The sequence below is a fragment of the Mycobacterium sp. NGS22 genome (assembly GCF_059813095.1).
Window position 1 is genome coordinate 120094 of record NZ_JCALDY010000014.1, and the last position, 21448, is coordinate 141541.

Here is a 21448-nt window from a genome sequence, read left to right on the forward strand (position 1 = left end):
CGCGGATAGCCGCCGAAGAGCGCTATATCAATGGCTGGCGGCATGGAACACCGGGACGACGAAACCGTCGTCGTCCCGGCGGAATGCTACGACCAATTCCATTCCGGCAGTGAGCTTTTCGGGAGGGTAGTTCTCCACGACCGTCATCAGACGCGGGCCCTCCTCGAGATCCACCATGGCCAACACGTAGGGCGTCCGCGCGTGGAACGGTGCCGCGTTCTGATGAACCACGCTCCACGTGTAGAGCCGGGCGCGCCCGGTCGCGGGCGTCAACTCGACGTCCTCGCTCCAGCAGTGCGGACAGAACGGCCGGACATACAACGACGCCCGCCGGCAGGACCGGCACGTGTTGACCGTCAACGTCTGGTCCTGGACTGCGGCCCACCAGGCTTGGCTGTCGGCGTCGATGGTCGGCCGGTCCACGCTCACTACTGCCTCCCGAGGATCATTGTGGCGCTGTGGGTGAAGAAACCGCCCATCGCGTGCACACAGGCCAGCCTCGCATCGGGGACCTGACGGGCGCCGCACTCGCCCCGAAGTTGCCGCACCGCCTCCACCATCAAGAACATCCCCCGCATCCCCGGATGGCACGAAGCCAGGCCGCCGCCGTCGGTGTTGGTGGGCAGCGCCCCGCCGGGCCGCAGCGCGCCTGATCCGATGAACGTTCCGCCTTCGCCTTTGGCGCAGAAACCCAGGTCCTCCACGGTCAGCAGAACGGTCGAGGTGAACGAGTCGTAGAGCTGGCACACGTCGATGTCTGCCGGAGTGACACCCGCTTGCGCGAACGCCCGAGGCCCTGAGACCGCGGCCGGCGAAGTGGTGAAGTCCGGCCACTGACCCATGCTCACGTGTGACGTCGCGTCTGCCGCACCGAGAATCCAAATCGGTTCCCGTGCGCAGTCTTTGGCCACCCGCTCGCTGGCCAGCACCAGGGCGCCACCGCCGTCGGTGCGCAGGCAGACGTGCTTAGCGGTGAACGGATCGGCCAGCATCGGCGCGGCCGCGACGTCTGCCGCGGTGATGCGCTCACGGTCGAACGCGTCCTCGTTCATTGCCGACCATTCGTGTGCCGCAACGGCGACTTCGGCCAGTTGTTCGGTGCTGGTACCGAATTCGATCATGTGACGCCTGGCCGCCATGGCGTACTTGGCGATCAGCGTCGCCCCGTAGGGCGCCTCGTATTGCAGTGCGCCTGCGGTACCGATGGCCGCGGCCGACGCGCGGGTCTGACGCTTGACGTCCGATCGTGCGGTCGACCCGTAGGTCAACAACGCGACGTCGATCTCGCCGGTGGCGATGGCCGCCGCCGCGTGCCGCGCCATCACCTCCCACGACGAGCCGCCGACGTTGGTCGCGTCGACCCACGCGGGTCGCAGGCCGAGGTATTCGCTGACTTCCACCGGCGGCAGCAGGGTTCCGTGACCGCCGAACCCGTCGATGTCGTCTTTGGTGAGGCCCGCGTCGGCAATCGCCCGGCGCGAGGACTGGGCCATCAGAGCCATGGCGGTCTTGTCGGGAACCCGGCCGCAATCGGACAGCGCGACCCCCACGATTGCGACGCGGTCCGACGGCATAGCTATGGTTACCACATCGGGCCAGCCGCCGATAACGGCCATTCACCGGAATACGCAAGAGCTATTCTCGCATCGGCTACGGTGAGGCTATGACCCGAGCCTTGCGTGACGCACTGCGCGGTGAGGCGCTCGTGCTGTGTCTGGCGCTGCAGAGTTCGCGCACCCCGGAGGTACCCGCGATAGCGGCGGCTTGCGGGTACGACGCCGTCTACGTCGATCTCGAACACACCGCCACCTCCCTGGAGACAACGCAGTTGCTCTGCGCCGGCGCGCTGGGTGCCGGCATCTCCGGCCTGGTTCGGGTGCCCTCCCACGACGCGAGTCTGATCGCCCGGGTGTTGGACGTGGGTGCCGTGGGAGTCATTGTGCCGCACATTGATTCGAGCCAACAGGCTGCGGACGTCGTTAGCGCGGCACGCTTTCCGCCGGTAGGTCACCGGTCGATCTCGGGCCCCAACCCGGTCAGCGGTTACGCGCCGCGGACGGCCGCGGAACTCGCCGAGGTGTTGGAACGTCAGACTGTCGTGGCCGTGATGATCGAAACACGCGCGGGAGTAGCGGCCTGTGACTCGATCGCAGCGGTCGACGGCATCGACATGATCCTGATCGGGCCGAGTGATCTGACCGCCGAGATGGGCATTCACGGGCAGTATGAGAATGATCATTTCCACCGTGCCGTAGAATCGGTCGCGGCGGCCTGTCGTAGCCACGGCGTGGCGCTCGGTGTGGCTGGCATCAAGTCCGTTGACCTGCTGAAACGCTTTGTAGGACTGGGATTGCGATTCATCTCGGCGGGGACGGACATCGGGATGATGACCGAAGCGGCCGCGGCCCGCGCGTCGGCGCTTCGCGAACTGGAGGGGCCGTCGGAGTAGGCGACGCCACGACAACAGGAGGACCGGATGCCGACCGCGATCTACACCGAACGAGTCACCGACCCGATGGCCTGGACCGGCGCGGACTTCACCAGCAAGGAAGACTTCACCTTCGACCTGTCGGCTCGCAACGTGGCTGCGCTGGAATCGATTCTGGCCAAGACCGCGCACAAGGACCGAGACGCCATCACTCCCGAGGACGCCCGGCATCCGGATCTCGACGACGACCTGGCGCGGCTGTACCGGGATCTGATGTTCGGCAAGGGACTGGCGTGTGTCCGTGGGTTTCCCGTCGAGCAGCATTCGATCGAGGAGCTCGAACGCATCTACTGGGCGTTCTGCACCCATCTGGGTTACCTGGTGTCCAACAACTCCTTCGGGCATCGGATGGTGCGGGTCCAGGAGGAGGTGCTGCCCGGCGGCGTGCAACCGGCCCGAGGCACCAAGTCGCGAGCGGAGTTGGCAATGCACAACGACGCCGCCGACATTCTGTCGCTGTTGTGCGTCTATCCGGCAGCTACCGGCGGAGAGAGTCAGTTCGCCAGTGGGCCGGCCGCACACAATCGCATCCTGAGCGAACGTCCGGACCTGCTTGATGTTCTGTATCAGGGCTTTCCGCATCATCGGCGTAGCGAACAGCCGGACGATCAACCCGACGTGACGCCCTACGACGTGCCGGTGTTCTCCCAGATCGAGGGGCGGATCTGCATCAATTTCACCTACAGCAGCATCCTGCCCGCCATGAAGACGCTGGGCCGTGACTTCACGCCCGAACAGACTGAGGCCGTAGAACTGTTGCGCAGTGTGCTGGTCGAACAACAAGTCGAGTTTCGTCTCGAGTCCGGCGAAGCGGCGGTGGCCAACAACTTCGCGATGTGCCATTCCAGGTCGGACTTCGTCAGCAGCACCGATCCCAAGAAGGCGCGTTGCTTCCTGCGCGCCTGGATGGAAGTGCCGCGCGAGGACCGGCGGCTACCCATCGGACGCGAGTATTTCCACATGGAGAACAAGGATCTGAGGTTGGGTTACGACGTGGTCGAGGGTCGGGACGGCGCCATCGCGCGCAACGACTACCGCAACGTCGACACGGCACTGGCCGACATGTTCAAGGCTGCTCAGGCCAAACCCAAGATCAAGCGATGACTGTCCGTCCGCGACTGGTCTACGAGCGGTGGACCGATCCGGTGGCCCGCGACATGCTGGAGCGGGCCGACGTCGACCTGGTGCGGCTCGAATTGGACGGCCCGCCCGAGCCGGGTTGGGCGGCACTGCAATCCGCGCACGGCTATCAGGTGGCCACCCGGACCGACGTCGCGCCGTTTGCCGACGGGGCGCAGTGGTTGGTGGGCGCCGAGTTGGTGCAACGGTGCGAGCGCCTGCTGGCGGTGTGTTCGGCGGGCGCCGGTTACGACGTGATCGACGTCGAGGCGTGCACCCGCGCGGGGATCGCGGTGTGCAACAACTCCGGTCCGGGAGCCGAGGCCGTCGCCGAACACGCGCTCGGATTCATGCTCGACCTGGCCAAGAAGATCACGATCGCCGATCGGGCGCTGCGTGCCGGAACGCTCGACGACCGGCTGGCGCTGCGAGGCACCCAACTGCTCGGCAAGACCCTCGGCGTGGTCGGCCTCGGCGTCATCGGTAGTCGCCTGGTGGAGTTGTGTGCGCCGTTCGATATGGATGTCCTCGCGTTCGACCCCTACGTCGACCACGCGTCCGCTCGCGGCCGTGGGGTCCGGCTGGTCTCCCTCGCCGAACTTCTCACCCGCTCCGACTTCGTCCAAGTGACGTGCCCACTGACCGCGGAGACAGAAGGCTTGTTGGGCCGCAAGCAATTCGGCGCGATGAAGCCCACGGCGTTCTTCATCAGCACCGCGCGCGGCCCCGTGCACGACGAGGCGGCCCTGCTGGAGGCGCTGGCAGACGGCTGGATTGCGGGGGCGGGTTTGGACGTGTTCCACGACGAGCCACCGCGACAGGACAACCCGCTGTTGCGCCTGGACAACGTCGTCGCAACGCCGCACACCGCGGGCATCACCGCCGAAGCCGCACACGACATCGCGGTTGCCGCGGCCACGCAGTGGCAGACGATATTCGGCGGCGGCGTGCCGCCACGTCTGCTCAATCCCGATGTCTGGCCCCGGTATTGCGATAGATTTCACGACATACTCGGATTCCGCCCGAGTGCCGCAGTCGTTTCGGAAGGGTTGTGGGAGAACAGGAGTCCCGCCAGGTGAGACAATTCGACACCATCGACGTCGAGGTCCGGGAGCACACCGCCTGTCTGACCCTCAACCGCCCGCAGGTGCTCAATGCGATCAACGACGAGATGATCGCCGAGCTTGCGGTCGCGTATGCGGAAATCGAGCACTCGCAGGATATCTGGACCATGATCGTGACGGGCGCCGGACGGGCGCTGTGTGTGGGCGCGGACGTGAACAAGGCCGCGGACCACGACATGGAGAATGCGGCCGGCATCGACAATCAGGGCGAAACCATCCTGAGTTCGATGAGGCAGTGGGACGCCCCGCAGGAGGCCACGCCACCGTGGTTGCAGATGACGAAGCCGATCATCTGCGCCGTCAACGGCATTGCGTGCGGAGCGGGTATGGACCTGGTCACGACCGCGGACATCACCATCGCGTCCGAGCAGGCGACACTGATGGACCCGCACGTGAGCATCGGAGTGTCCTCGGGCCGGGAAGCCGTTCGGCTGGCCCGGATCCTGCCGCTGCCGGTCGCCATGCGGCTGGTGCTGATGGGCAGGCATGAGCGACTGGACGCTCAGCGCGCATATGACCTCGGAGTGTTCACCGAAGTCGTACCGCACGAACAGCTCATGGACCGGGCGTGGGAGGTCGCCGAGGTGGTGAACTCGAATGCGCCACTGGCGGTGCGCGGTTCGCGCATGGCGGTCCGAAAGGGATTGTCGCTGCCCATTTACGAGGCCGAACTCCTTGCGGAGAACTACCGCATGAAGGTGGCCCTGACCAAGGACGCCATCGAGGGGCCGCGGGCCTTTCTGGAGAAGCGCAAACCGGAATGGAAGGCGTTGTAACCCTCAGACTTGGCTAGGCGAGTCCGAAGAACCGTTTCGCATTGGTGGACAGCACCTTCCGCTTGGTCTCCTGATCCAGGCCTGCCGTCGCCTTGTTGGCGACCTCGAGACTTCTCGGCCAGTTGGTGTCGTTGTGGGGGTAGTCGGTCTCGAACATCAACTGATCCGGCCCGACCAGGTCGAGAATGCGGAACGCGACCGGGTCACCGAAGGTGGAGAAGTAGACCCGCCCGGGCACCTGGCTGCTGGGCGGTTCGGTGAGCAAGGGGTGGATGCCGCCCCACGCCCGCCGGTCTTCCCAGACTTCATCGACCCGTTGCAGGTAGTACGGAATCCAGCCGGCTTGCGCCTCAGCGAACGCGATCTTCAGGTCGGGAAACTGGATGAGCTTGCCGGAGAACAGCCAGTCCACCAGCGCGATAGTGCAGTTCACCGCCATCAGCGCGCTGGTGACGACATGGGGAGAATCGGGGGAGGACTTGGTGAGCGACGAACTCGATCCGATGTGCAGCATGATGCCCACCTGGTTTCGTTCGCACGCGGCGAAGAACGGATCCCAGTAGCCGCTGTGGATGGACGGGAGGTCGAGACGAGAGGGCAACTCGGAAAAGCACACGGCGCGCATGCCTTTGGCGGCCACTCGGTCGACCTCACGAGCGGCGAGTTCGACATCCCAGAGCGGGATGATGCCGAGCGGGATCAACCTGCCGTTGGAGCTGCCACCCCACTCGTCGATCTGAAAGTCGTTGTAGGCCTCCACGCAGAGCTTCGCCAGCTCCTTGTCCTTGCCGTACAGGAAGCGTTGGCCGCAGAACCGGACGAGGGTGTTGGGGAAGCACGCCGAAGCCTCGATGCCGGCGATGTCCATGTCGGCCAGCCGGTCGGCCGGACGATAACAGCCCGGGCGCATCTCGTCGTAGGTGATCGGGTCGGTGGTGAGCTCATCGAGGTCGTACCCGGCGGCGGCGCTGATCAGCGGGATCGGGATGGTCTTGTCCTCGTAGTGCCAGATGTCGGCGTCGCGGCCGTCCTCGTCCTCGATGAACGCCACATCGGAGGTGACGGTCGGGTCCATGCGACCGCGGGTGCGAACGATCCGCGGCCCGATGTCCCGATAGCGCTCCGGAAGCCGGTTGGTCCATAAGTCGGCCGGCTCCACCAGATGGTCGTCCGGTGAGACGATCAGTATGTCTGCGCTCAACGTCGCACTCCTTACGAGGATGGCCGTACACCGAATTTCCCCTGAGCGAGAATGGCCGTTTTCAGGGTACTGCATGAACTGGTGTGGGCAGCATGCGGGCTCTGGGGGGTCTGCGAGTATTCTGAGTTGACCATGGCTGCAAAAAAGAGTGCCGGCAACGCTTCCGAAGCCGAGTTGGAAATCGTCGATCCCGAAGTCAAGCCGCCGACCACATGGCAGGAACGCACCATCGAGCGGCGCCTGAGCTCGGCGAGAGCGCGGGCTCTCGCGCGCAGTTCCCGATTCCTGGCCACGGCGCTGGAATTGGTGGAGGAGTCGGGCAAAGCCGACTTCACGATCCAAACCTTGATCGACCGGTCGAATTTGAGCTTGCGGGCGTTCTACCAACACTTCGCCGGCAAGGAAGAACTGATGCTGGCGTTGTACGAGAACGTCACCAGTCAATTCACCGAGAACATCCGGCAGGAAGTCGCGGCCGCGGAAGGCCCGATGGAGCAACTGGAGGCGTTCTGTCGCGGCGTCCTGTATCGCGCCGAGTCGTCGGAATCGGTGGGCGGCCGGGTGATGACTATCTACAACCTGAGCCTGGAGATCAATCGGCCCGCCGACTTCGCCAAAGTGTGGGAACCGCACCTGAAACTGTTGACCAAGATCATCACCTCCTGCGCGCGAGCAGGATTGGTGCGCAACGATCTGACCCCCGCTCAACTCACCACGCTGCTGAACACCACCTTGACGGCGCTGGCCCAGATCGGCGTATTCCACCTGGGCGGCAAAGGATCCAAGCTGACCGAGGACGAGCTGTGGTCGTGGTGCAAGCAGGCCGTCAGTCCGCCTGTGGCGGAACCGAAGCCACGCGCGCCGCGGAAGTCGACCGCGCGTACCGCATCGCCCCGGCGAGCGCGGAAGCTAACGGGGTAGACCGAGTCCGCGCTGCGCGATGATGGTGCGGTGCACCTCACTGGTCCCGGCATAGATCGTGGTGCCCAACGCGAATCGCAGCAGATGCTCGAACCGGCCCTGCTCGGGTGCGGTCGGCTCGAAATAGCTGCGCAGGCCGTCGGGGCCGACGAGTTCGACGATGTCCTGGCTCGCCCGCTCGAGCGCTTCGGTGCTGAAGACCTTCGACATCGAGCCCTCGGCCACCGGGGTTTCGCCCTGCTCGAGCAACCACACGCAGCGCCGTTGGAGCAGCATCGACACTTCGTTCTCGATGGCGACCCGGGTCAGTCGCCGGCGAACGTCCGTGCTTTCGATGGGTGATTCGCCGCGGTCGTCCGGTGTGTGTGCCCATCGTTCCGCGTGGTGCAACAGCCGCGCCAGGTGCGGACCCCAACCGGATGCATGCTCGTCCTGCAGCGACAGCCCGATGACTCGCCACCCGTCGTCGACCTCGCCGACCCGCCACTCGTCGCCGATTCGAACATCGGAATAGAAGGTGACATTGGTGCGCTCTCCGGACAACGTCCAAATTGCCTGCGCCGCAAAGCCGTCGGTGTCCCGCGGGACCAGGAACATGGTGAGTCCCTGGTGCTTCGGCTTCTGAGTGTTCGTGCGCGTCAGCAAAAACACGTAGTCGGCCAGGTGACCGTTGGTGGTGAACATCTTGCTGCCGTTGATAACCCAGTGCTCGCCATCCCGTACCGCCCTGGTGTTCGCCGCCGCGACGTCTGACCCGCATTCGGGTTCGGTGAAGCCCAGGGCGATCGTGATGTCGCCGTTCATCGCACCGTCGAGGATGAGATCCTGCAATTCGCGGGTTCCGACGGCGCGGATGATGGAGGCCACCATGCGGGTGGTCTCGGACAGATACATGGGCGCATCGAAGCGCATGAGTTCCTCGTTGACGACCTGCCCACCCCACCCGTTGCGGCCCTGCCCGCCGCATTCGACGGGCCATTCGGGGGCGAAATAACCCTTCTCGACGAGTCCTTTTGCGAAATCGTCGTCGTGGGCAACGCCGCTGCGGTAGATCCGCTCTTCGAACTCCGGGGTCAGCACCTCACGCAGATGGGCACGCACCTGGTCCCGGAAGGCTTCGGTCTCCGGGTCGAGCTGGAAATGCATGGGCACCCGATCCCTCGACGCAGGCGATAATGTTACTCTCGATTTTGAGAGCGAGTATATCCGCCTGTGATGGGACCTGCAGACGTGGACCTGAGCCTGACCGGCGAGCAGCGGCAACTGGTGGGCTCATTTCTCGCCCTGTTCGCCCGCGAATCGTCGGCTCAGCGGGTACGAGCCGCCGAGCCACTGGGTTTCGATGTCGTGCTGTGGAAGGCGTTGCAGGACGTGGGTGCGGTAGCCATGGCCGTCGCGGAAGAAGCCGGCGGGTGGGGTGCTTCCGTGCTCGACCTCGCATTGACCGCCGAACAATTCGGCCGAGCCGTGGCGTCGGCGCCGCTCATCGAAGCGCAGGTCGCCGCCCGGTTACTCGCGGCCGCGGGGGACGCCGGCGCCAGTTTGCTCAGCCAGGCCCTCACCGGGGATCGACTGGTTACCTTTGCACCGCGCGCCGGCCGCGGTGGACGACTGGATTTGGTCCCCGCAGGAGCCGTCGCGGACCATGTGGTGGCGATGGTGGACGGACGGCTCGTGGCGGTGCCATTCGGACAGCACCGCACTGCTGTGCCGAATTTGGGTTCGATGCCGTTGGCGGACACAGTGTTTCCCGATAGCCACATCGTGCTCGCCGACGGTGACCGTGCGAGGGAACTGTTCGCGAGCGGCCTCGATCTGTGGCTGGCGCTCACCGCGACCGCGTTGGCAGGCGCGGCGAAGAAAGCCGTGGAAATCGGGGTCGAGTACGCCAAACAGCGGCACGCCTTCGGATCTGCGATCGGGAAGTTCCAAGCGGTGTCACACCCCCTGGCTGACAGTGCGACCGCCGCCGACGGAGCCCGGCTGCTTGCGCTGAAGGCGGCGTGTGCCTTTGCCGACGAGCCAGGCCGGGTACGTGAACTGGCGGCGATGGCATTCGCGTTCGCATACGAGACGGCACGCGACGCGACACGTCGCAGCCTGCACATCCACGGCGGATACGGATTCAGCATGGAATGCGACATCCAGCTCTACTATCGCCGGGTTCGCGGCTGGGCAATGGTGTACGGCGAGCCTGCCGTCGCGCTGGACCGGGCTGCCGACGCGCGCTACGGGGCGCGCCCTGAGACATCGCCGGCATGACCACGGATCGGGAAGGGTGCACATGGCGGACAGTGCGCAGCAGCCGCGGGTAATCCTTTGGGGCCCCGGACAGGTCGGCGTGGGTGCGCTGCGGGCTGTCATCGCACACCCAGGGCTGGAGCTGTCCGGTGTCGTCGTGCACTCGGAAGCCAAGGACGGAAAGGACGCAGGTGAGCTCTGCGGAATGCCACCGACCGGCGTGATCGCTACCCGCGACATCGGTGCCGCGCTGGCGGGCGACGTCGACGTGGTCGCCTACTTCGCGTCCGGCGACTACCGCTATCGCGAAGCCGCGCAGGACATCGCGCGTTGTCTGCGCGCGGGCAAGCACGTGGTATGCACCTCGCTGGTGCCGATGTGCTACCCGCCCGCGGCCGACAAGGAGACCGTCGAGCTGCTGGAGGCCGCCTGCCGCGACGGAAACACCAGCTTCTTCAACAGCGGTGTGGACCCCGGTTGGGCCAATGACGTTGTGGCGCTGACGATGACCGGGTTCAGCAGCAGGGTCGACAAGATCACCATGTTGGAGATTCTGGACTACGGCCCCATCGACCAACCCGAGATCATGTTCGACTTCATGGGATTCGGGCATCCGCCCGACCATCCGGCACCGCTGTTCGACACCGAACGGCTCGCCGCCCTGTGGGCGCCCATCGTGCACCTGGTCGCAGACGGCGTCGGCCTGCCGCTCGATGACGTTCACACCACCATCGAGAAGTGGCTGGCCGCAGAGCGTTACGAGGTTGCCTCGGGGTGGATCGAGCCGGGAACCATGGGCGGCATGCGTTTCAAGCTCGCCGGCATGGTCGACGGTGAAGAACGCGTGGTGCTCGAACACATCACCCGGATGGGGGAGGGTTCCGCCCCGCACTGGCCTCGTCACCCTTCGCCGCACGGTGGATACCGGGTCATCATCGACGGTCTGCCCACCTACACCGTCGACGTCGAGATGCACGGCCGCGGAAACAACATGCGCGGACTGACCTATGCGACCGTGATGCGCGAACTCAACGCCATTCCCGCCGTGATCGCCGCACCGCCGGGACTGCTGTCGACCTTGGATCTGCCACTGGTCACCGGCCCGGTGCGCGGGGGAACCTGGCGAGGTGTGCTGCCGCCGACGGCACAGGCCCGGACATGAGCACGAAATCCGTTCCACCGCAGGATGTGTGGGAACTGATGGCAACCTGTTCCGCGGTGCGGCGGTACCGGGACGAACCGGTTGCCGACGACGTGCTGGAACGGTGTCTGCTGGCCGCTACCTGGGCTCCGTCGGGAGGCAACCAACAGCCGTGGAAGTTCGTGGTTCTCGAGTCCACGCAGGCGCGCGATGTGGTGACGCGTGGCGCCGCGAAGACGTGGCAGGCGATGACCGAGTACTACGACCTGACCGAACCGCAGGACGGGGCCGACGATCCGAAGTCGCGCGCGCTGAAGACGATGGCCGAGCACACCCGGATCGGGGGCGCGGCGCCCGCACTGGTCATGTTCTGCATCCGACCTCAACCGGGAGCCACCGAACTGCAGCAGGGCGGTTCGATCTTTCCCGCCGTGCAGAACTTTCTGCTCGCCGCCCGGGCTCAGGGCCTGGGCGCCGCGATCACGCTGTGGCACTACTCGTGTGAGCAGGAATTGCGTTCCGTGACAGCCATGCCCGCCGACTGGCAGATCGCTGCGCTGCTCACCGTCGGCTGGCCGCGCGGTGGACACCATCCGGTGCGGCGCAAGCCGTTGTCGGACGTTGTGGTGACCGACCGCTGGGATCAACCTCGGCGAAGCTGCGGTTCCAGCTGACCGCTCTCGGCATGCGGATAACGAAGGTGCCGCGTAAGCATCGAGCAGACGCAGAATCGCGTTGGATCGCGCGCGATCGTGCGATTCTGCGTCTGCTCGCGCAGCAGAAGGCGCGGCGGGACGCTCGCGCGCCGTAGGCTCGTGACCCATGACGGGTCGTCCGAAACTCTCGATGTATCTGCGTACCTTCAGCGACCGCCCCGACGAGGATTGGACCGCGACCGTCGACATGGCGCGCGCCATGGATGCAGCCGGCGTCGACCGGGTGGTCGTCTCCGATCACGTCGTCTTCGGTGAGAACCTCGAGGCGTACGGCGACCCCTCCGCGGGGGGAACCGCCGGCGGCAGACAACCGACCGGACCCGACGGGCATTGGCTGGAACCGCTCATCTTCCTGACGGCGGTGGCGGCCACCACCAGCCGGATCCGGTTGTCGACCGGCGTGCTGCTCGCCGCCCTGCGTCGTCCGGCCGTGCTGGCCAAGCAACTGGCCACCATCGACGCGTTGTCCGGTGGGCGGATGGACCTGGGTGTCGGAATCGGTTGGCAGCGCGAGGAATACGAAGCAGTCGGACTGCCCTTCCGGCGTCGCGGACGTCTGCTCGATCACACCCTGGAGGTGTGCCAGACACTGTGGACCCAGCAGCGCGCCGACTACAGCTCAGCCGAACTCTGCTTCGAGGGCATTCACCAGATGCCCAAGCCGGTGCAACCCGGCGGCATACCCATCTGGGTCAGCGGCACGGTGAATCCGGCGGTAGCCCGACGGTTGAGCCGATTCGGAAAGCGCTGGATCCCTTGGGGTCCGGCCATCGGTGATCTGAAGGGAGCCGTCCCGGCGATGAAGGCCGCGATCGCCGACGTCGGTGGGGACCCGAGCGATCTGCAGGTGCAGGGCTCCGCGACGCTGGTCAAGGGCCCGGGTCACGCTATTGACGCTCGCGCTTCGGTCGCGGTGGTCCCGCAGCTGCTGGCCGACGGGGCCACCGACATCCGCTTCGCCGGAACGTTGCCGGCCGATCCTGCGCAGGCGAACGAGGTGTTGTCGGCGTTGGTCAGCGCGTTTCGGGCGGTTACTGACTGACGTCTGGCCTTACCGCCGCCCATGGGGTCGATCAGCTCCGAGGTCAGTAGGTAGCAACCTGTTTTGCGTATTGCGGGCAGTACGCACGAACCGAGACACCGACAATCGCTTCGGCGTTGTCGGCATACTCGGGATGTTCGGCGTTGGCCGCACGGAAGTCCGCCACTATCTGCTCGGCCGATTGTCCTGCGACGAAGCTTTGACACACCGCTTTACCGTTCGAGACGGCCACGTCAGGGTTTCGGAAGACGACGCCCTTCTCATTGAGCGCCGCGATGTACCGGCTGTCCTGATCCGGAGTGGAGGCGATGTCGGTCGTGGTGGCGGGCGCCGTGGTGGTGCGCGCCGGCGTGGCGCTGGGTGGTGGATCGTCCTTGAGCAGCAACAGGCCGACGACCACGATCACCGCCGCCACCCCGATGCAGATCAACAAAACCGCGATCGACCTGCCCAACACCACGCTCCAGGACTGCTCGACGATCACCGGTTCGGGGTCCACACCTCGGCCGTCTCGCGCCTCGCCCGCCGGCGTGCCCTGGATGTCCGGTACCTCGGTGCCGCTCGACCACGCCAGACTCGAGGAGTCCGTATTCGTGCCGGTGTTGTAGTCGGCGCCCGGGTCGACCATGAGGTCATGGTAGTCCGCGGGTTCATGGGCTTCAGGTCAGGTGGCGGTCCCGCCATCTCGCCAGCCGTCCGCCGGGTGCCTGGATGGCTGCCATCACCGAACTCATCGACGACCCAACCCCCTTCGTGCGTTGCTGGTGGTCTGTCCCCGCGGCCGCCGGTGCGTCGCCCGCCCACCACGTCGGTTGCAGGAGTGCCGACGTGACCGGGATCGCTTTGTCGACGCTGTTGCGTCCCCATCGACATGCGCGGTCGATGGCGCCGGCGGACGGCGCCAGGTTGATCGGGGACAGGGTGCGCTCGAACCTGACCAGGTGGTCGGCGTAGGGCAGGTTGCGCAGCATCTGCAGCTGGATCGCCTGCAGAATCGGCGCCATCCACAGGTGCCGCGAATCCCATTGTGGGTGAAAGCAATCGAACGCCAGGTAGCACGCGTTGCGGCTGCCCAGCTTGCCGTCGCGCACTCTCTTCCAGGCCAGTTCGACGGGAACATTGCTGGCGGCACCGCCGTCGACCAGCGCCGCGACGTCCCGCTCGGCGCACAGATCGTCCAGTAGTGGCAGCATCCGGGGGTCGCTCGATTCGTGGTGCAGCACACCGGGAATGGCCGACGAGAACGAAGCGGCATCGAGCACGTCGAAGTCCAGTGCGGGCTCGTCGCCGCTGATCACGATCGGCTTGACCACTCGCAGGTCGATGAAGGCCGAGACCTGCCACATACGCGCCGCCACCAACGGCCCGATCCCGATGGGACGGAACGGAATCGAACGCCCCTGCAACGCGGCCAATTCGGGACGGCGAAATCGAGACGGCAGTGCCGCGTACGGCTGCTTGCGCACACCGGCGATCACCACGTCGAACGGGATGGCCAGGTCGGACATGCGCATGCGCTCGCCGTCGGTGCGGCTGAGCAGGGCGTGCGCGAACTGGTCGAAACGCAGGGCGAACAGACCGGCCATGCCGTGCCGCCTACGCAACCGCTCTGGTCCCAGGATCGCCCGGTAGGACACCGTCTTGGCCCAGGCGACGTACTCCTCGATCGGCACCGGCAGTTCGCGGGCCACCAGGCTGCCCAGGATCGATCCGAACGACGAGCCGATCATGTAGTCGGGTACCTGGCCCGCCTCTAGCAGTCGCTCCATCCCGCCGATGTAGACGAAGCCGGCGCCCCCGCCGCCGCCCAGGACCGTGACGAGCTTCTTGTAACCGAGCTCCGTGTCGAGTTCGGCGGACGAGAAGTCGTTGCGGTGACGGTCGATGAGGACCTTTCTTTGGTCGTCCTGGTCCTCACTCAGCGCGGCCAGCACGTCCCGCGCCGCCGTCAACGCCTTGACCGGATTCGACTCCTCCCGCAGTGGTTCATACAGCGCGTCGACGACCCTGGACCGCCACGGGCCGATCTCCGCACCCACCGAAACGTCCCCACGTCCGCGGGTGCCACCGGGGCCCGCGGCGCCGGGTTCGAAGTCGGCGAGTCGGGCGAAGTTGAGTATGTAGCGGAGTTTGCGCACTTGCTCGGTGCTCAACACGTCGTTGGCCAGGTGGTTGCGGACCAGCCGGTTCTCCATCTTCTGCAGCAACAGCACCGGGTCGGCGGACGGTAGGTCGACGGTGTCGAGCGCGGCATCGGTGGCCTTGGTCTCGTCGTCCTCGAGCTCCTCGACGGAATCGATCGCGGGCGCGCGCCGGCTACGGCCGGGAGCCCACCGGCGTAGCGGGTCTGCGAACGGGTTCTGCATGGATACCAACCCTCTCATCACCGCCCGGGTGGCACCGAAACGGTCGTCACCCCTGCGCTCCTTCTGGTTCGGTGTAGAGGCAGACTAAGCTCCGGCCATGTCGATCGATCGTGCCGCACTCATAGCGGGCAGTATCCGACTGGCGTCGGGCATCTCCTTCCTCGTCGATCCCGTCAACTCCAACAAGCTGTGGGGAGATCCGGACGACCAAACCGCCACAGCGCAATTGTTGTTGCGTTCCATGGGATATCGCGACGCCTTGATCGGTGGTCTGCTCGCGGCCGCGGCGCTGCGCGGTAAGAACACGCGCGGGTGGTTCCTGGCCTCCGGCGGCGCGGATGCGGCCGACCTGCTCGGCGGGTTGAGCGTGCATCATCAGCTGAAGCCCGCGCAGCGGCTGATCGGGCTGGGCGGGGCCGCGCTGGGGATCAGCGTGGGGCTGTGGGGCGCGGCGCGTCCGAACAAGCGGAGTGTCGAGGCGCCGGCGGACGCCTAGTGGCGGGTTCGAATGTCTTGTGGCGCAAGGAGACTTCGAGCGAGGCCAGGGTCCTCAGACGAGGATCCGCAACCGCTCCCATCCGCGCACCGTCGACGTCGGCGCGAGCTTGAGGCTGTCGTAGTCGACCTCCCAGTCGGGCCACCGGTTGAGCAGTTCGTCGAGCGCAACCCGGCCCTCCAGGCGGGCCAGGTTCGCACCCAGGCAGTAGTGCACGCCCTTGCCGAACGTCAGATGGGAAATGTTGTTGCGGTGGATGTCGAAAACGTCGGGATTGTCGTACCGCAACGGGTCTCGATTGGCGGCACCGAACAACAGCAGGATCGCGCTGCCCGCCGGCACCGTGGTTCCGTACATCTCGAAATCGCGGATGGTGTAGCGGCCGACATGCGGTCCGGTCGGCTCGAAGCGCAGCGTCTCGTCCACTGCGCGGGTCAAAAGCGAACGGGCCGCGGCGATTTCGCGACGCTGGTCGGGATGCTCGGCAAGTACCTTGGCCAGCCAGCCGATCAGCCTGCCCGTCGTCTCGTTGCCCGCGCCGGCCACCACCTGCGTGTAATGCAGCACCTCTTTGCGCGTCAGCTTTCTCGTGACACCGTTCTCGTCCTCGAATTCGACGTTGAGTAGCGAGGTCATTAGGTCGTCGGAGGGGTTCTTGGCGCGCCAGTCCACATAGTCGGCGTAGATGCGGCCGTCGGCGATCGCGTCGGGATTGGCAACCTTCATGGGAGTGCCGGCTTTGGTGCGCAGGTTGGCGTCGTTGGCGTCGCGCACCCCGATCTGCTCTTCTTCGGGGATGCCCAGCAGCATGCCGATCACCCGCATCGGCATCATGGACGCCAGTTCGGCGATGATGTCGAAGCCGTCGGACCCGACCAGCGGGTCGAGGCACCGGACGCAGTAGCTGCGGATCTGGTCCTCGATCGCGGCCATCCGCCGCGGCGTGAACACTCGGGACATGACGCCGCGCAGCATGGTGTGCTTGGGCGGATCCTCGAACATCATCACACCGGGTGGCATCGGGAACTTGGACTGGATCAGTTCCAGGATGTCACTTCGACTGTTGGAGAACGTTTCCCAGTCCGACAGTGCGGCTTCCACATCGGCATGCCGCGAGATCGCCCAGAAGTTATAGCGTTCGTTGTAGTACAGCGGAGCCTCGTCGCGCAGGCGCGCGAAGATCGGGTACGGATTGGCGGTGATATCGACGTCGTAGGGGTCGTAGTAGACGCCGGTCTCGGCGGTGACGGTCATTTCAGGCAACTTCCTGCATCGACGGGAAGGGTGACACCGGTGATGTAGCGGGCTTCGTCGGAGGCCAAGAACAGCACGGCGTTGCTGATGTCCTCCACGTTGACCCAGGGGATCGGCAGGGTGTGGAACGTCTGGCAGATCGGTGCCAGGTCGTCAGGGCCGGGATTCTCCAGGTCCGGCCGGAACAAACGGAATGTCTGCTCGTTGATAAGCAACGGCGTGTTCACATGGGTGGGATGCACCGTATTGACCCGAATGTTCTGCGGGCCGAGCTCGACGGCGAACGAACGCATCAGCCCGACCACTCCGTGTTTGGCGGCGTTGTAATGACCGGTGTGGGTGTAGGCCTTGAGGCCGGCTACCGAGCTGGTCAGCACGATGGAGCCGCCCCCAGACGAAAGTAGATGCGGCACAGCCGCTTTCACTGACTTCCAGACACCGCTCAGGTTCACGTCGATCATCTGCTGCCAGAGATTCTCGTCCATCTTGTGCAGCTTGGGCGCGATTGTGCCGATGCCGGCGTTGGCGACGACGATGTCGAGTCGGCCGAGTTGTTCGACGCCGTTGTCTACCGCCGCCTTGAGCGCGTCGTAGTCGCGGACGTCGACTTCGGCAGTGACGACCCGTCTATCGAGACCTTTGACGAGATTGGCGGTTTCCGCGAGGTCTTCAGACGTCGATGCGGGGGCGGGGGAGTTCTCGAAGCCCTGACAGATGTCGACGGCGATGATGTCGGCACCCTCCTGTGCCAGCCGCACTGCGTGGCTGCGGCCCTGCCCCCGGGCCGCACCGGTGACGAACGCGACTTTGTCTGCAACCCGGCCGGTCATGCCGTCCTCCTCGTTGAGTAACCTCGTTACACCAGGTACCGTAACCGTGTTACTGACGAACGGCAAGGGGAATTCGTGGTCAGCGCTGAAGTGATGGCCGGCGAGGCGGAACGGCGCCCCGATCGCATTCTGGGCATTGTCGTGGACATCCTGGAAACCGAGGGCTACGACGCTGTGCAATTGCGCGAGGTGGCCAGGCGCGCGCGGACCTCGCTGTCCACCATCTATAAGCGTTTTCCCAACCGGGACAGCCTGATTCAGGCTGCACTGCAAACCTGGATGGATGAGAACAGGTATGCCGGTTTGGCCGACCAGGAGTCTGAGCCCGACGAATCCGTCTACGACGGGCTGATGCGCGTGTTCCGCACGATCTTCGGACCGTGGGAAGAACATCCGGGGATGCTGCGGGCGTACTTTCGGGCGCGGTCGGCGCCGGGCGGGCAGTCGTTGGTGAGTCGGGGACTGGACGCGGTGCTGCCCGCCACCATGGCGGTGCTCGACGGGGCCGACGCGGACCTGGCGGAGGAGCTGCCGCCGATCGTGTCCAACCTGGCCTACGGCTTGGTGGCCCGCTTCGCGGCCGGCGAGATCGATATCACCGAGATTCTGCCGACGCTGGACCGCGCGCTGTTCCGGCTGACCGCTAACGCGGAGAAAGGACGATGACCGGGATCTCCCGGTCGGTCCACTTCTGATACTTCGCGAAGTCGGCGTAGAGATCGAGCAGTTTCGGCCAGAGCTCCGCCCGCTCCTCTGGCGACGCCACGTGCGCCCGGACACCCACGTTGCGCCGGCCCGTCACATGGACCTGGGTGTCCGGGTTGGCGACCAGATTGTGGTACCACTGCGGATGCTTGGGCATGCCACCCTGCGAGCCGACGATGACGAAGTTCTCGCCGTCCTGCAGATACACCAGCGGCGTGGTGAACAACTTGCCGGACTTGCGGCCGCGATGTTCGAGCAACAGTGTGGGCACCGGTTTGTGGAATCCGGCGCCGACACGCCAGGTCTTGCCGATGCGCCCGTTGGTCAGTTTGAAGACCGCGACGTGCGCTTTGGCCGCATACTTCATGACCTTGGCTGTCACCGGCGAGGTCAGACCGTCCGGCGCCTGCTCGGGTAGAGAAAACCTGGAAATAGTCAGCTCCTTTCCCGCGAACGCTTTTCAGCAGAAGTCACGAAGACTTGGCATACCTGCGGACCAGATCGTTGTCGCGGAATGTGCCGTTGTGTTGCTGTCCATATTCGTCGTTGCCGAAGAACGTCCATTTTCGCGGACTTGTCTGTGGCCCACTGATGAGCTTGACCACGTATCGGCATTCGGTAGGACGCAGCGTCCCGATGGTGTCACCGACCCGAATCTCCGACGGGTGGATCTCGGGCGCATCAGACCAATTTTCGATAACCACGCTTGCCCCGTCCTCATTGTTGTTGTCCTCACCCTACGCCCGCAGTGCAGCGCTACCTATTTCGCTCGTCGGGCCTGATCGTCCCTGTCGGGGGAGGTGCGCTCGATGTCTTGTTCCAGCCATTGCACCTCGCTGAAGTTCTCCCGGCCCGAGCTCGTCAGGAGGTATTGCAGCGCAGTGTGTTTGACGCTGAGCGCCGCGGCATCGTCGGGGGATTGGGCCAGTGCGATGTCGATCAGGTGCAACGCCTGCAGGGCACGGCCGCGCTCGACGTGTTCGCGTGCCCGTGCGATCAGCGGACCGGTGCCGCCCGCGAGTTCGACGAGATCCGGCCACACCGAGGAAGGCGGAACGTCGTAAAGCTCGGTGGTCGACTCGTATCGGAACCAGCCGACATGCTCCTCCCAGATCGCGCGCACGATCCAGGGCACCTTGCCGTGGACCTGGGGGAGCGCGAGCTCGGGCGGCAAGACCACCTCACGCATCAATGTCCACATATCGGCGCCGGCGTTCATGCCTTCGATCGTGCGGTCGCGCAGGTAGGCCGTGGCGTCGCGGACCTTGGTCATCGTGTCGCGGATTTGCGCGGCGTCCCGGAAGACGTCGTGTCCATTGACCAACGTCTGCGGCTCGAGTGCGAGCACCCGGTCCACCGAATGGATGAAAGCCATTGCGCTGCGGATCTTGTCGCCGCGCAGCGTGTAGAGATTCGGCACGTGTCCGAAGAACGGGCCCATCAGATTGCCGATGAAAGCGGTGCGCTCGGTCGGCAGCCACACCACCAGCGCGTCGGTGGTCTCACCGCCCGGGGTGGCGTAGAGCTCGAAGCGCCGGCCACCGAGCTCAAACGCATGACTGTCGACGAAAGCGGTGGTCAACACCGGATCCGGCGGGAGCTGCACGGCCGTCGCATCCACGTCGACGAACGCCCCCCACAGCGTCATGATGCGGCGCGCGTAGAACGGATGCAGATTGCGCCAGTATTCCCGAACGTCGGAATGGTTGGCCTGCGCAACGGTTTTCACGCCAGCTGCGTTGAACAGATCCCAGCCGCCGACGTGGTCGGGGTGGCCCTGGGTGAAGGTGATCACCCGCAGCGGCGCGTTGCTGACGCGCTCGAACCGGGCCTTGATCGCCGCGGCTTCGAAGTCGGTGCCGGTGTTGATCAGCACGTTGCCCTCGGATGTGGTGACCAGATAACTGTTGGCGATGTTCTTCGACATGAAGATGCCGTCGCCGAGGTCGACGGCCTCCTGGTCACCCTCGCCCTGCTTGATCAGCGCATCGAGTGATTGCGCCATCAGCGACCTCCCGATCGACAACGGCGTCAACCTAACAGTTGTTCTCGAATTCGTCGCTCACTGACGCAATTGCGGAAGGACGTCGCGTTCCCACGCCGTGAAGAACCCTTCCATGTCAGGTCCGATCTGCTGCACGTACACCTCGTCGATCCCGGCGTCGAAAAACTGTCGAACCTGGGCGGCGTGCTTGTCCGCGTCGGGTCCGCAGGTGACGTTCTCGCCCACCTGTTCGGGCTTCACGAGCGACATCAACGCGGCGAAATCCCTTGGCCGCGGCAGAACTTGGGCCGCCTGACCGGGCAGCGCCTCGTTGGCCCAAAGCCGGTGAGCAACCTCGAGTCCCTTGTCGGGGTCGCGGTCCCAGCTGACCTTGGTGCCTGCCTGGACCGGCTTGTCGCCACCCCCGGCCTCCCGGAACGCCGTCACCAGATCGGCTTCAGGCATCGCCAGGCAGTAGCCATCAGCGATGCGTCCGGCCAACTCGGCGCCCTGCGGACCAAACCCGGATACATAGATAGGTACCGGTTCGTCCGGGCGAGTGTAGATGCGCGCCTCCTGGACCTCGTAGTGCTTGCCATGGTGGCTGACCTCCTCGCCTTTGTGCAGTAGCCGGATGACGTCGATGGCTTCCTCGAGCATTTCCTGCCGCACTCCGACCGAGGGCCAGCGATCACCCAGGACGTGCTCGTTGAGTGCTTCACCGCTGCCGACGCCGAGGACGAAGCGCCCGTCGAGCTGGACGGCGGCCGTTGCGGCGGCGTGGGCGATGATCGCCGGATGGATGCGGATAGTCGGGCAGGTGACCGCGGTGGTGACCGGCAACGACGTCACCTGTGACAGCGCGCCGATGACTCCCCAGACGAACGGACTCTGCCCCTGCTCGTCATTCCAGGGGTGAAAATGATCAGAGATCCACAGGGCGTCGAAGCCGGCCGCTTCGGCCCGCTTGGCCTGGTCGACCAGTTGTGCGGGCCCGAACTGCTCGCAGGACAGGAAGTATCCGATCTTCGCCATGGATCCCTG

Annotated in this window: 23 protein-coding genes; 11 read left to right on the forward strand and 12 right to left on the reverse strand. The window is 65.4% G+C overall.

The window, feature by feature from the left end; all coding sequences use genetic code 11:
* Positions 1-27: 27 nt before the first annotated feature.
* Both AC5Y47_RS15550 and AC5Y47_RS15555 read right to left on the reverse strand, forming a co-directional pair.
* Complete coding sequence (locus AC5Y47_RS15550; protein ID WP_499944922.1) at positions 28-429, reverse strand: Zn-ribbon domain-containing OB-fold protein; 402 nt, start codon at positions 427-429, stop codon at positions 28-30.
* On the reverse strand, positions 429-1574 hold the full coding sequence (locus AC5Y47_RS15555; RefSeq protein ID WP_499944924.1) for an acetyl-CoA acetyltransferase: 1146 nt from the start codon (positions 1572-1574) through the stop codon (positions 429-431). Before AC5Y47_RS15555 ends, AC5Y47_RS15550 begins: the two co-directional genes overlap by 1 nt.
* An 89-nt stretch (positions 1575-1663) precedes the next feature.
* Here AC5Y47_RS15555 and AC5Y47_RS15560 point away from each other — a divergent pair, with 89 nt between their 5' ends.
* Genes AC5Y47_RS15560 through AC5Y47_RS15575 form a run of 4 tightly spaced genes read left to right on the forward strand, consistent with a single transcriptional unit; the run spans position 1664 to position 5507 of the window.
* Complete coding sequence (locus AC5Y47_RS15560) at positions 1664-2449, forward strand: HpcH/HpaI aldolase family protein (protein ID WP_499944925.1); 786 nt, start codon at positions 1664-1666, stop codon at positions 2447-2449.
* A gap of 27 nt (positions 2450-2476) precedes the next feature.
* Positions 2477-3592 (forward strand): TauD/TfdA family dioxygenase, encoded by a 1116-nt coding sequence (locus AC5Y47_RS15565; protein ID WP_499944926.1) that lies wholly within the window; start codon positions 2477-2479, stop codon positions 3590-3592.
* Complete coding sequence (locus tag AC5Y47_RS15570; RefSeq protein WP_499944928.1) at positions 3589-4686, forward strand: hydroxyacid dehydrogenase; 1098 nt, start codon at positions 3589-3591, stop codon at positions 4684-4686. The genes AC5Y47_RS15565 and AC5Y47_RS15570 overlap by 4 nt, the downstream gene beginning before the upstream one ends.
* Positions 4683-5507 carry an enoyl-CoA hydratase/isomerase family protein gene (locus AC5Y47_RS15575; protein WP_499944930.1) on the forward strand — a complete coding sequence of 275 codons (825 nt, stop codon included), beginning with the start codon at positions 4683-4685 and terminating at the stop codon, positions 5505-5507. The genes AC5Y47_RS15570 and AC5Y47_RS15575 overlap by 4 nt, the downstream gene beginning before the upstream one ends.
* A gap of 13 nt (positions 5508-5520) precedes the next feature.
* On the opposite strand, the gene AC5Y47_RS15580 is transcribed toward AC5Y47_RS15575, so the two are convergent.
* Positions 5521-6708 carry an amidohydrolase family protein gene (locus AC5Y47_RS15580; RefSeq protein WP_499944931.1) on the reverse strand — a complete coding sequence of 396 codons (1188 nt, stop codon included), beginning with the start codon at positions 6706-6708 and terminating at the stop codon, positions 5521-5523.
* Positions 6709-6840: 132 nt separating this feature from the next.
* Between AC5Y47_RS15580 and AC5Y47_RS15585 the strand changes: the two genes are divergently transcribed.
* Positions 6841-7629 carry a TetR/AcrR family transcriptional regulator gene (locus tag AC5Y47_RS15585; RefSeq protein ID WP_499944932.1) on the forward strand — a complete coding sequence of 263 codons (789 nt, stop codon included), beginning with the start codon at positions 6841-6843 and terminating at the stop codon, positions 7627-7629.
* On the opposite strand, the gene AC5Y47_RS15590 is transcribed toward AC5Y47_RS15585, so the two are convergent.
* Positions 7618-8775 carry an acyl-CoA dehydrogenase family protein gene (locus AC5Y47_RS15590; RefSeq protein WP_499944933.1) on the reverse strand — a complete coding sequence of 386 codons (1158 nt, stop codon included), beginning with the start codon at positions 8773-8775 and terminating at the stop codon, positions 7618-7620. The genes AC5Y47_RS15585 and AC5Y47_RS15590 overlap by 12 nt on opposite strands.
* A gap of 84 nt (positions 8776-8859) precedes the next feature.
* On the opposite strand from AC5Y47_RS15590, the gene AC5Y47_RS15595 reads away from it, so the two are divergent.
* The 4 genes from AC5Y47_RS15595 to AC5Y47_RS15610 all read left to right on the forward strand — a co-directional run bounded on the left by AC5Y47_RS15595 (position 8860) and on the right by AC5Y47_RS15610 (position 12769).
* The gene (locus tag AC5Y47_RS15595; RefSeq protein WP_499944991.1) at positions 8860-9891 is read left to right on the forward strand and encodes an acyl-CoA dehydrogenase family protein; all 1032 of its coding nucleotides are present in this window, start codon (positions 8860-8862) and stop codon (positions 9889-9891) included.
* Between the two features lie 22 nt (positions 9892-9913).
* A complete protein-coding gene (locus AC5Y47_RS15600; protein WP_499944936.1) occupies positions 9914-11032 on the forward strand; it encodes an NAD(P)H-dependent amine dehydrogenase family protein in 1119 nt (372 codons plus the stop codon).
* Entirely contained in the window at positions 11029-11685 is a 657-nt protein-coding gene (locus AC5Y47_RS15605; RefSeq protein ID WP_499944939.1) for a nitroreductase family protein, read from the forward strand. Before AC5Y47_RS15600 ends, AC5Y47_RS15605 begins: the two co-directional genes overlap by 4 nt.
* Before the next feature lie 148 nt (positions 11686-11833).
* Entirely contained in the window at positions 11834-12769 is a 936-nt protein-coding gene (locus AC5Y47_RS15610; RefSeq protein WP_499944941.1) for a TIGR03619 family F420-dependent LLM class oxidoreductase, read from the forward strand.
* Positions 12770-12812: 43 nt separating this feature from the next.
* Here AC5Y47_RS15610 and AC5Y47_RS15615 read toward each other — a convergent pair whose 3' ends face one another.
* Positions 12813-13397 carry a DUF732 domain-containing protein gene (locus AC5Y47_RS15615; protein WP_499944942.1) on the reverse strand — a complete coding sequence of 195 codons (585 nt, stop codon included), beginning with the start codon at positions 13395-13397 and terminating at the stop codon, positions 12813-12815.
* Between the two features lie 31 nt (positions 13398-13428).
* Positions 13429-15135 (reverse strand): patatin-like phospholipase family protein, encoded by a 1707-nt coding sequence (locus AC5Y47_RS15620; protein ID WP_499944944.1) that lies wholly within the window; start codon positions 15133-15135, stop codon positions 13429-13431.
* 97 nt (positions 15136-15232) lie between these two features.
* Between AC5Y47_RS15620 and AC5Y47_RS15625 the strand changes: the two genes are divergently transcribed.
* Entirely contained in the window at positions 15233-15631 is a 399-nt protein-coding gene (locus AC5Y47_RS15625; RefSeq protein ID WP_499944946.1) for a DUF4267 domain-containing protein, read from the forward strand.
* Between the two features lie 54 nt (positions 15632-15685).
* Here the strand turns inward: AC5Y47_RS15625 and AC5Y47_RS15630 are convergent, their stop codons facing one another.
* Together AC5Y47_RS15630 and AC5Y47_RS15635 are read right to left on the reverse strand one after the other, a co-directional pair.
* Positions 15686-16885 (reverse strand): cytochrome P450, encoded by a 1200-nt coding sequence (locus AC5Y47_RS15630; protein ID WP_499944948.1) that lies wholly within the window; start codon positions 16883-16885, stop codon positions 15686-15688.
* Complete coding sequence (locus AC5Y47_RS15635) at positions 16882-17715, reverse strand: mycofactocin-coupled SDR family oxidoreductase (protein WP_499944950.1); 834 nt, start codon at positions 17713-17715, stop codon at positions 16882-16884. The genes AC5Y47_RS15630 and AC5Y47_RS15635 overlap by 4 nt, the downstream gene beginning before the upstream one ends.
* 93 nt (positions 17716-17808) lie before the next feature.
* Between AC5Y47_RS15635 and AC5Y47_RS15640 the strand changes: the two genes are divergently transcribed.
* Positions 17809-18381 carry a TetR/AcrR family transcriptional regulator gene (locus tag AC5Y47_RS15640; protein ID WP_499944992.1) on the forward strand — a complete coding sequence of 191 codons (573 nt, stop codon included), beginning with the start codon at positions 17809-17811 and terminating at the stop codon, positions 18379-18381.
* Here the strand turns inward: AC5Y47_RS15640 and AC5Y47_RS15645 are convergent.
* The 4 genes from AC5Y47_RS15645 to AC5Y47_RS15660 form a co-directional block, all read right to left on the reverse strand.
* Positions 18359-18787: a nitroreductase family deazaflavin-dependent oxidoreductase gene (locus tag AC5Y47_RS15645; RefSeq protein ID WP_499944993.1), complete on the reverse strand. Its 429-nt coding sequence runs from the start codon at positions 18785-18787 to the stop codon at positions 18359-18361. The genes AC5Y47_RS15640 and AC5Y47_RS15645 overlap by 23 nt on opposite strands.
* 103 nt (positions 18788-18890) lie before the next feature.
* The gene (locus AC5Y47_RS15650; RefSeq protein WP_499944952.1) at positions 18891-19124 is read right to left on the reverse strand and encodes a hypothetical protein; all 234 of its coding nucleotides are present in this window, start codon (positions 19122-19124) and stop codon (positions 18891-18893) included.
* Positions 19125-19180: 56 nt separating this feature from the next.
* A complete protein-coding gene (locus AC5Y47_RS15655; protein ID WP_499944954.1) occupies positions 19181-20425 on the reverse strand; it encodes an alkyl sulfatase dimerization domain-containing protein in 1245 nt (414 codons plus the stop codon).
* Between the two features lie 57 nt (positions 20426-20482).
* Positions 20483-21439, reverse strand: coding sequence for a TIGR03557 family F420-dependent LLM class oxidoreductase (locus AC5Y47_RS15660; RefSeq protein ID WP_499944956.1), 957 nt, complete (start codon positions 21437-21439; stop codon positions 20483-20485).
* Positions 21440-21448: the final 9 nt, after the last annotated feature.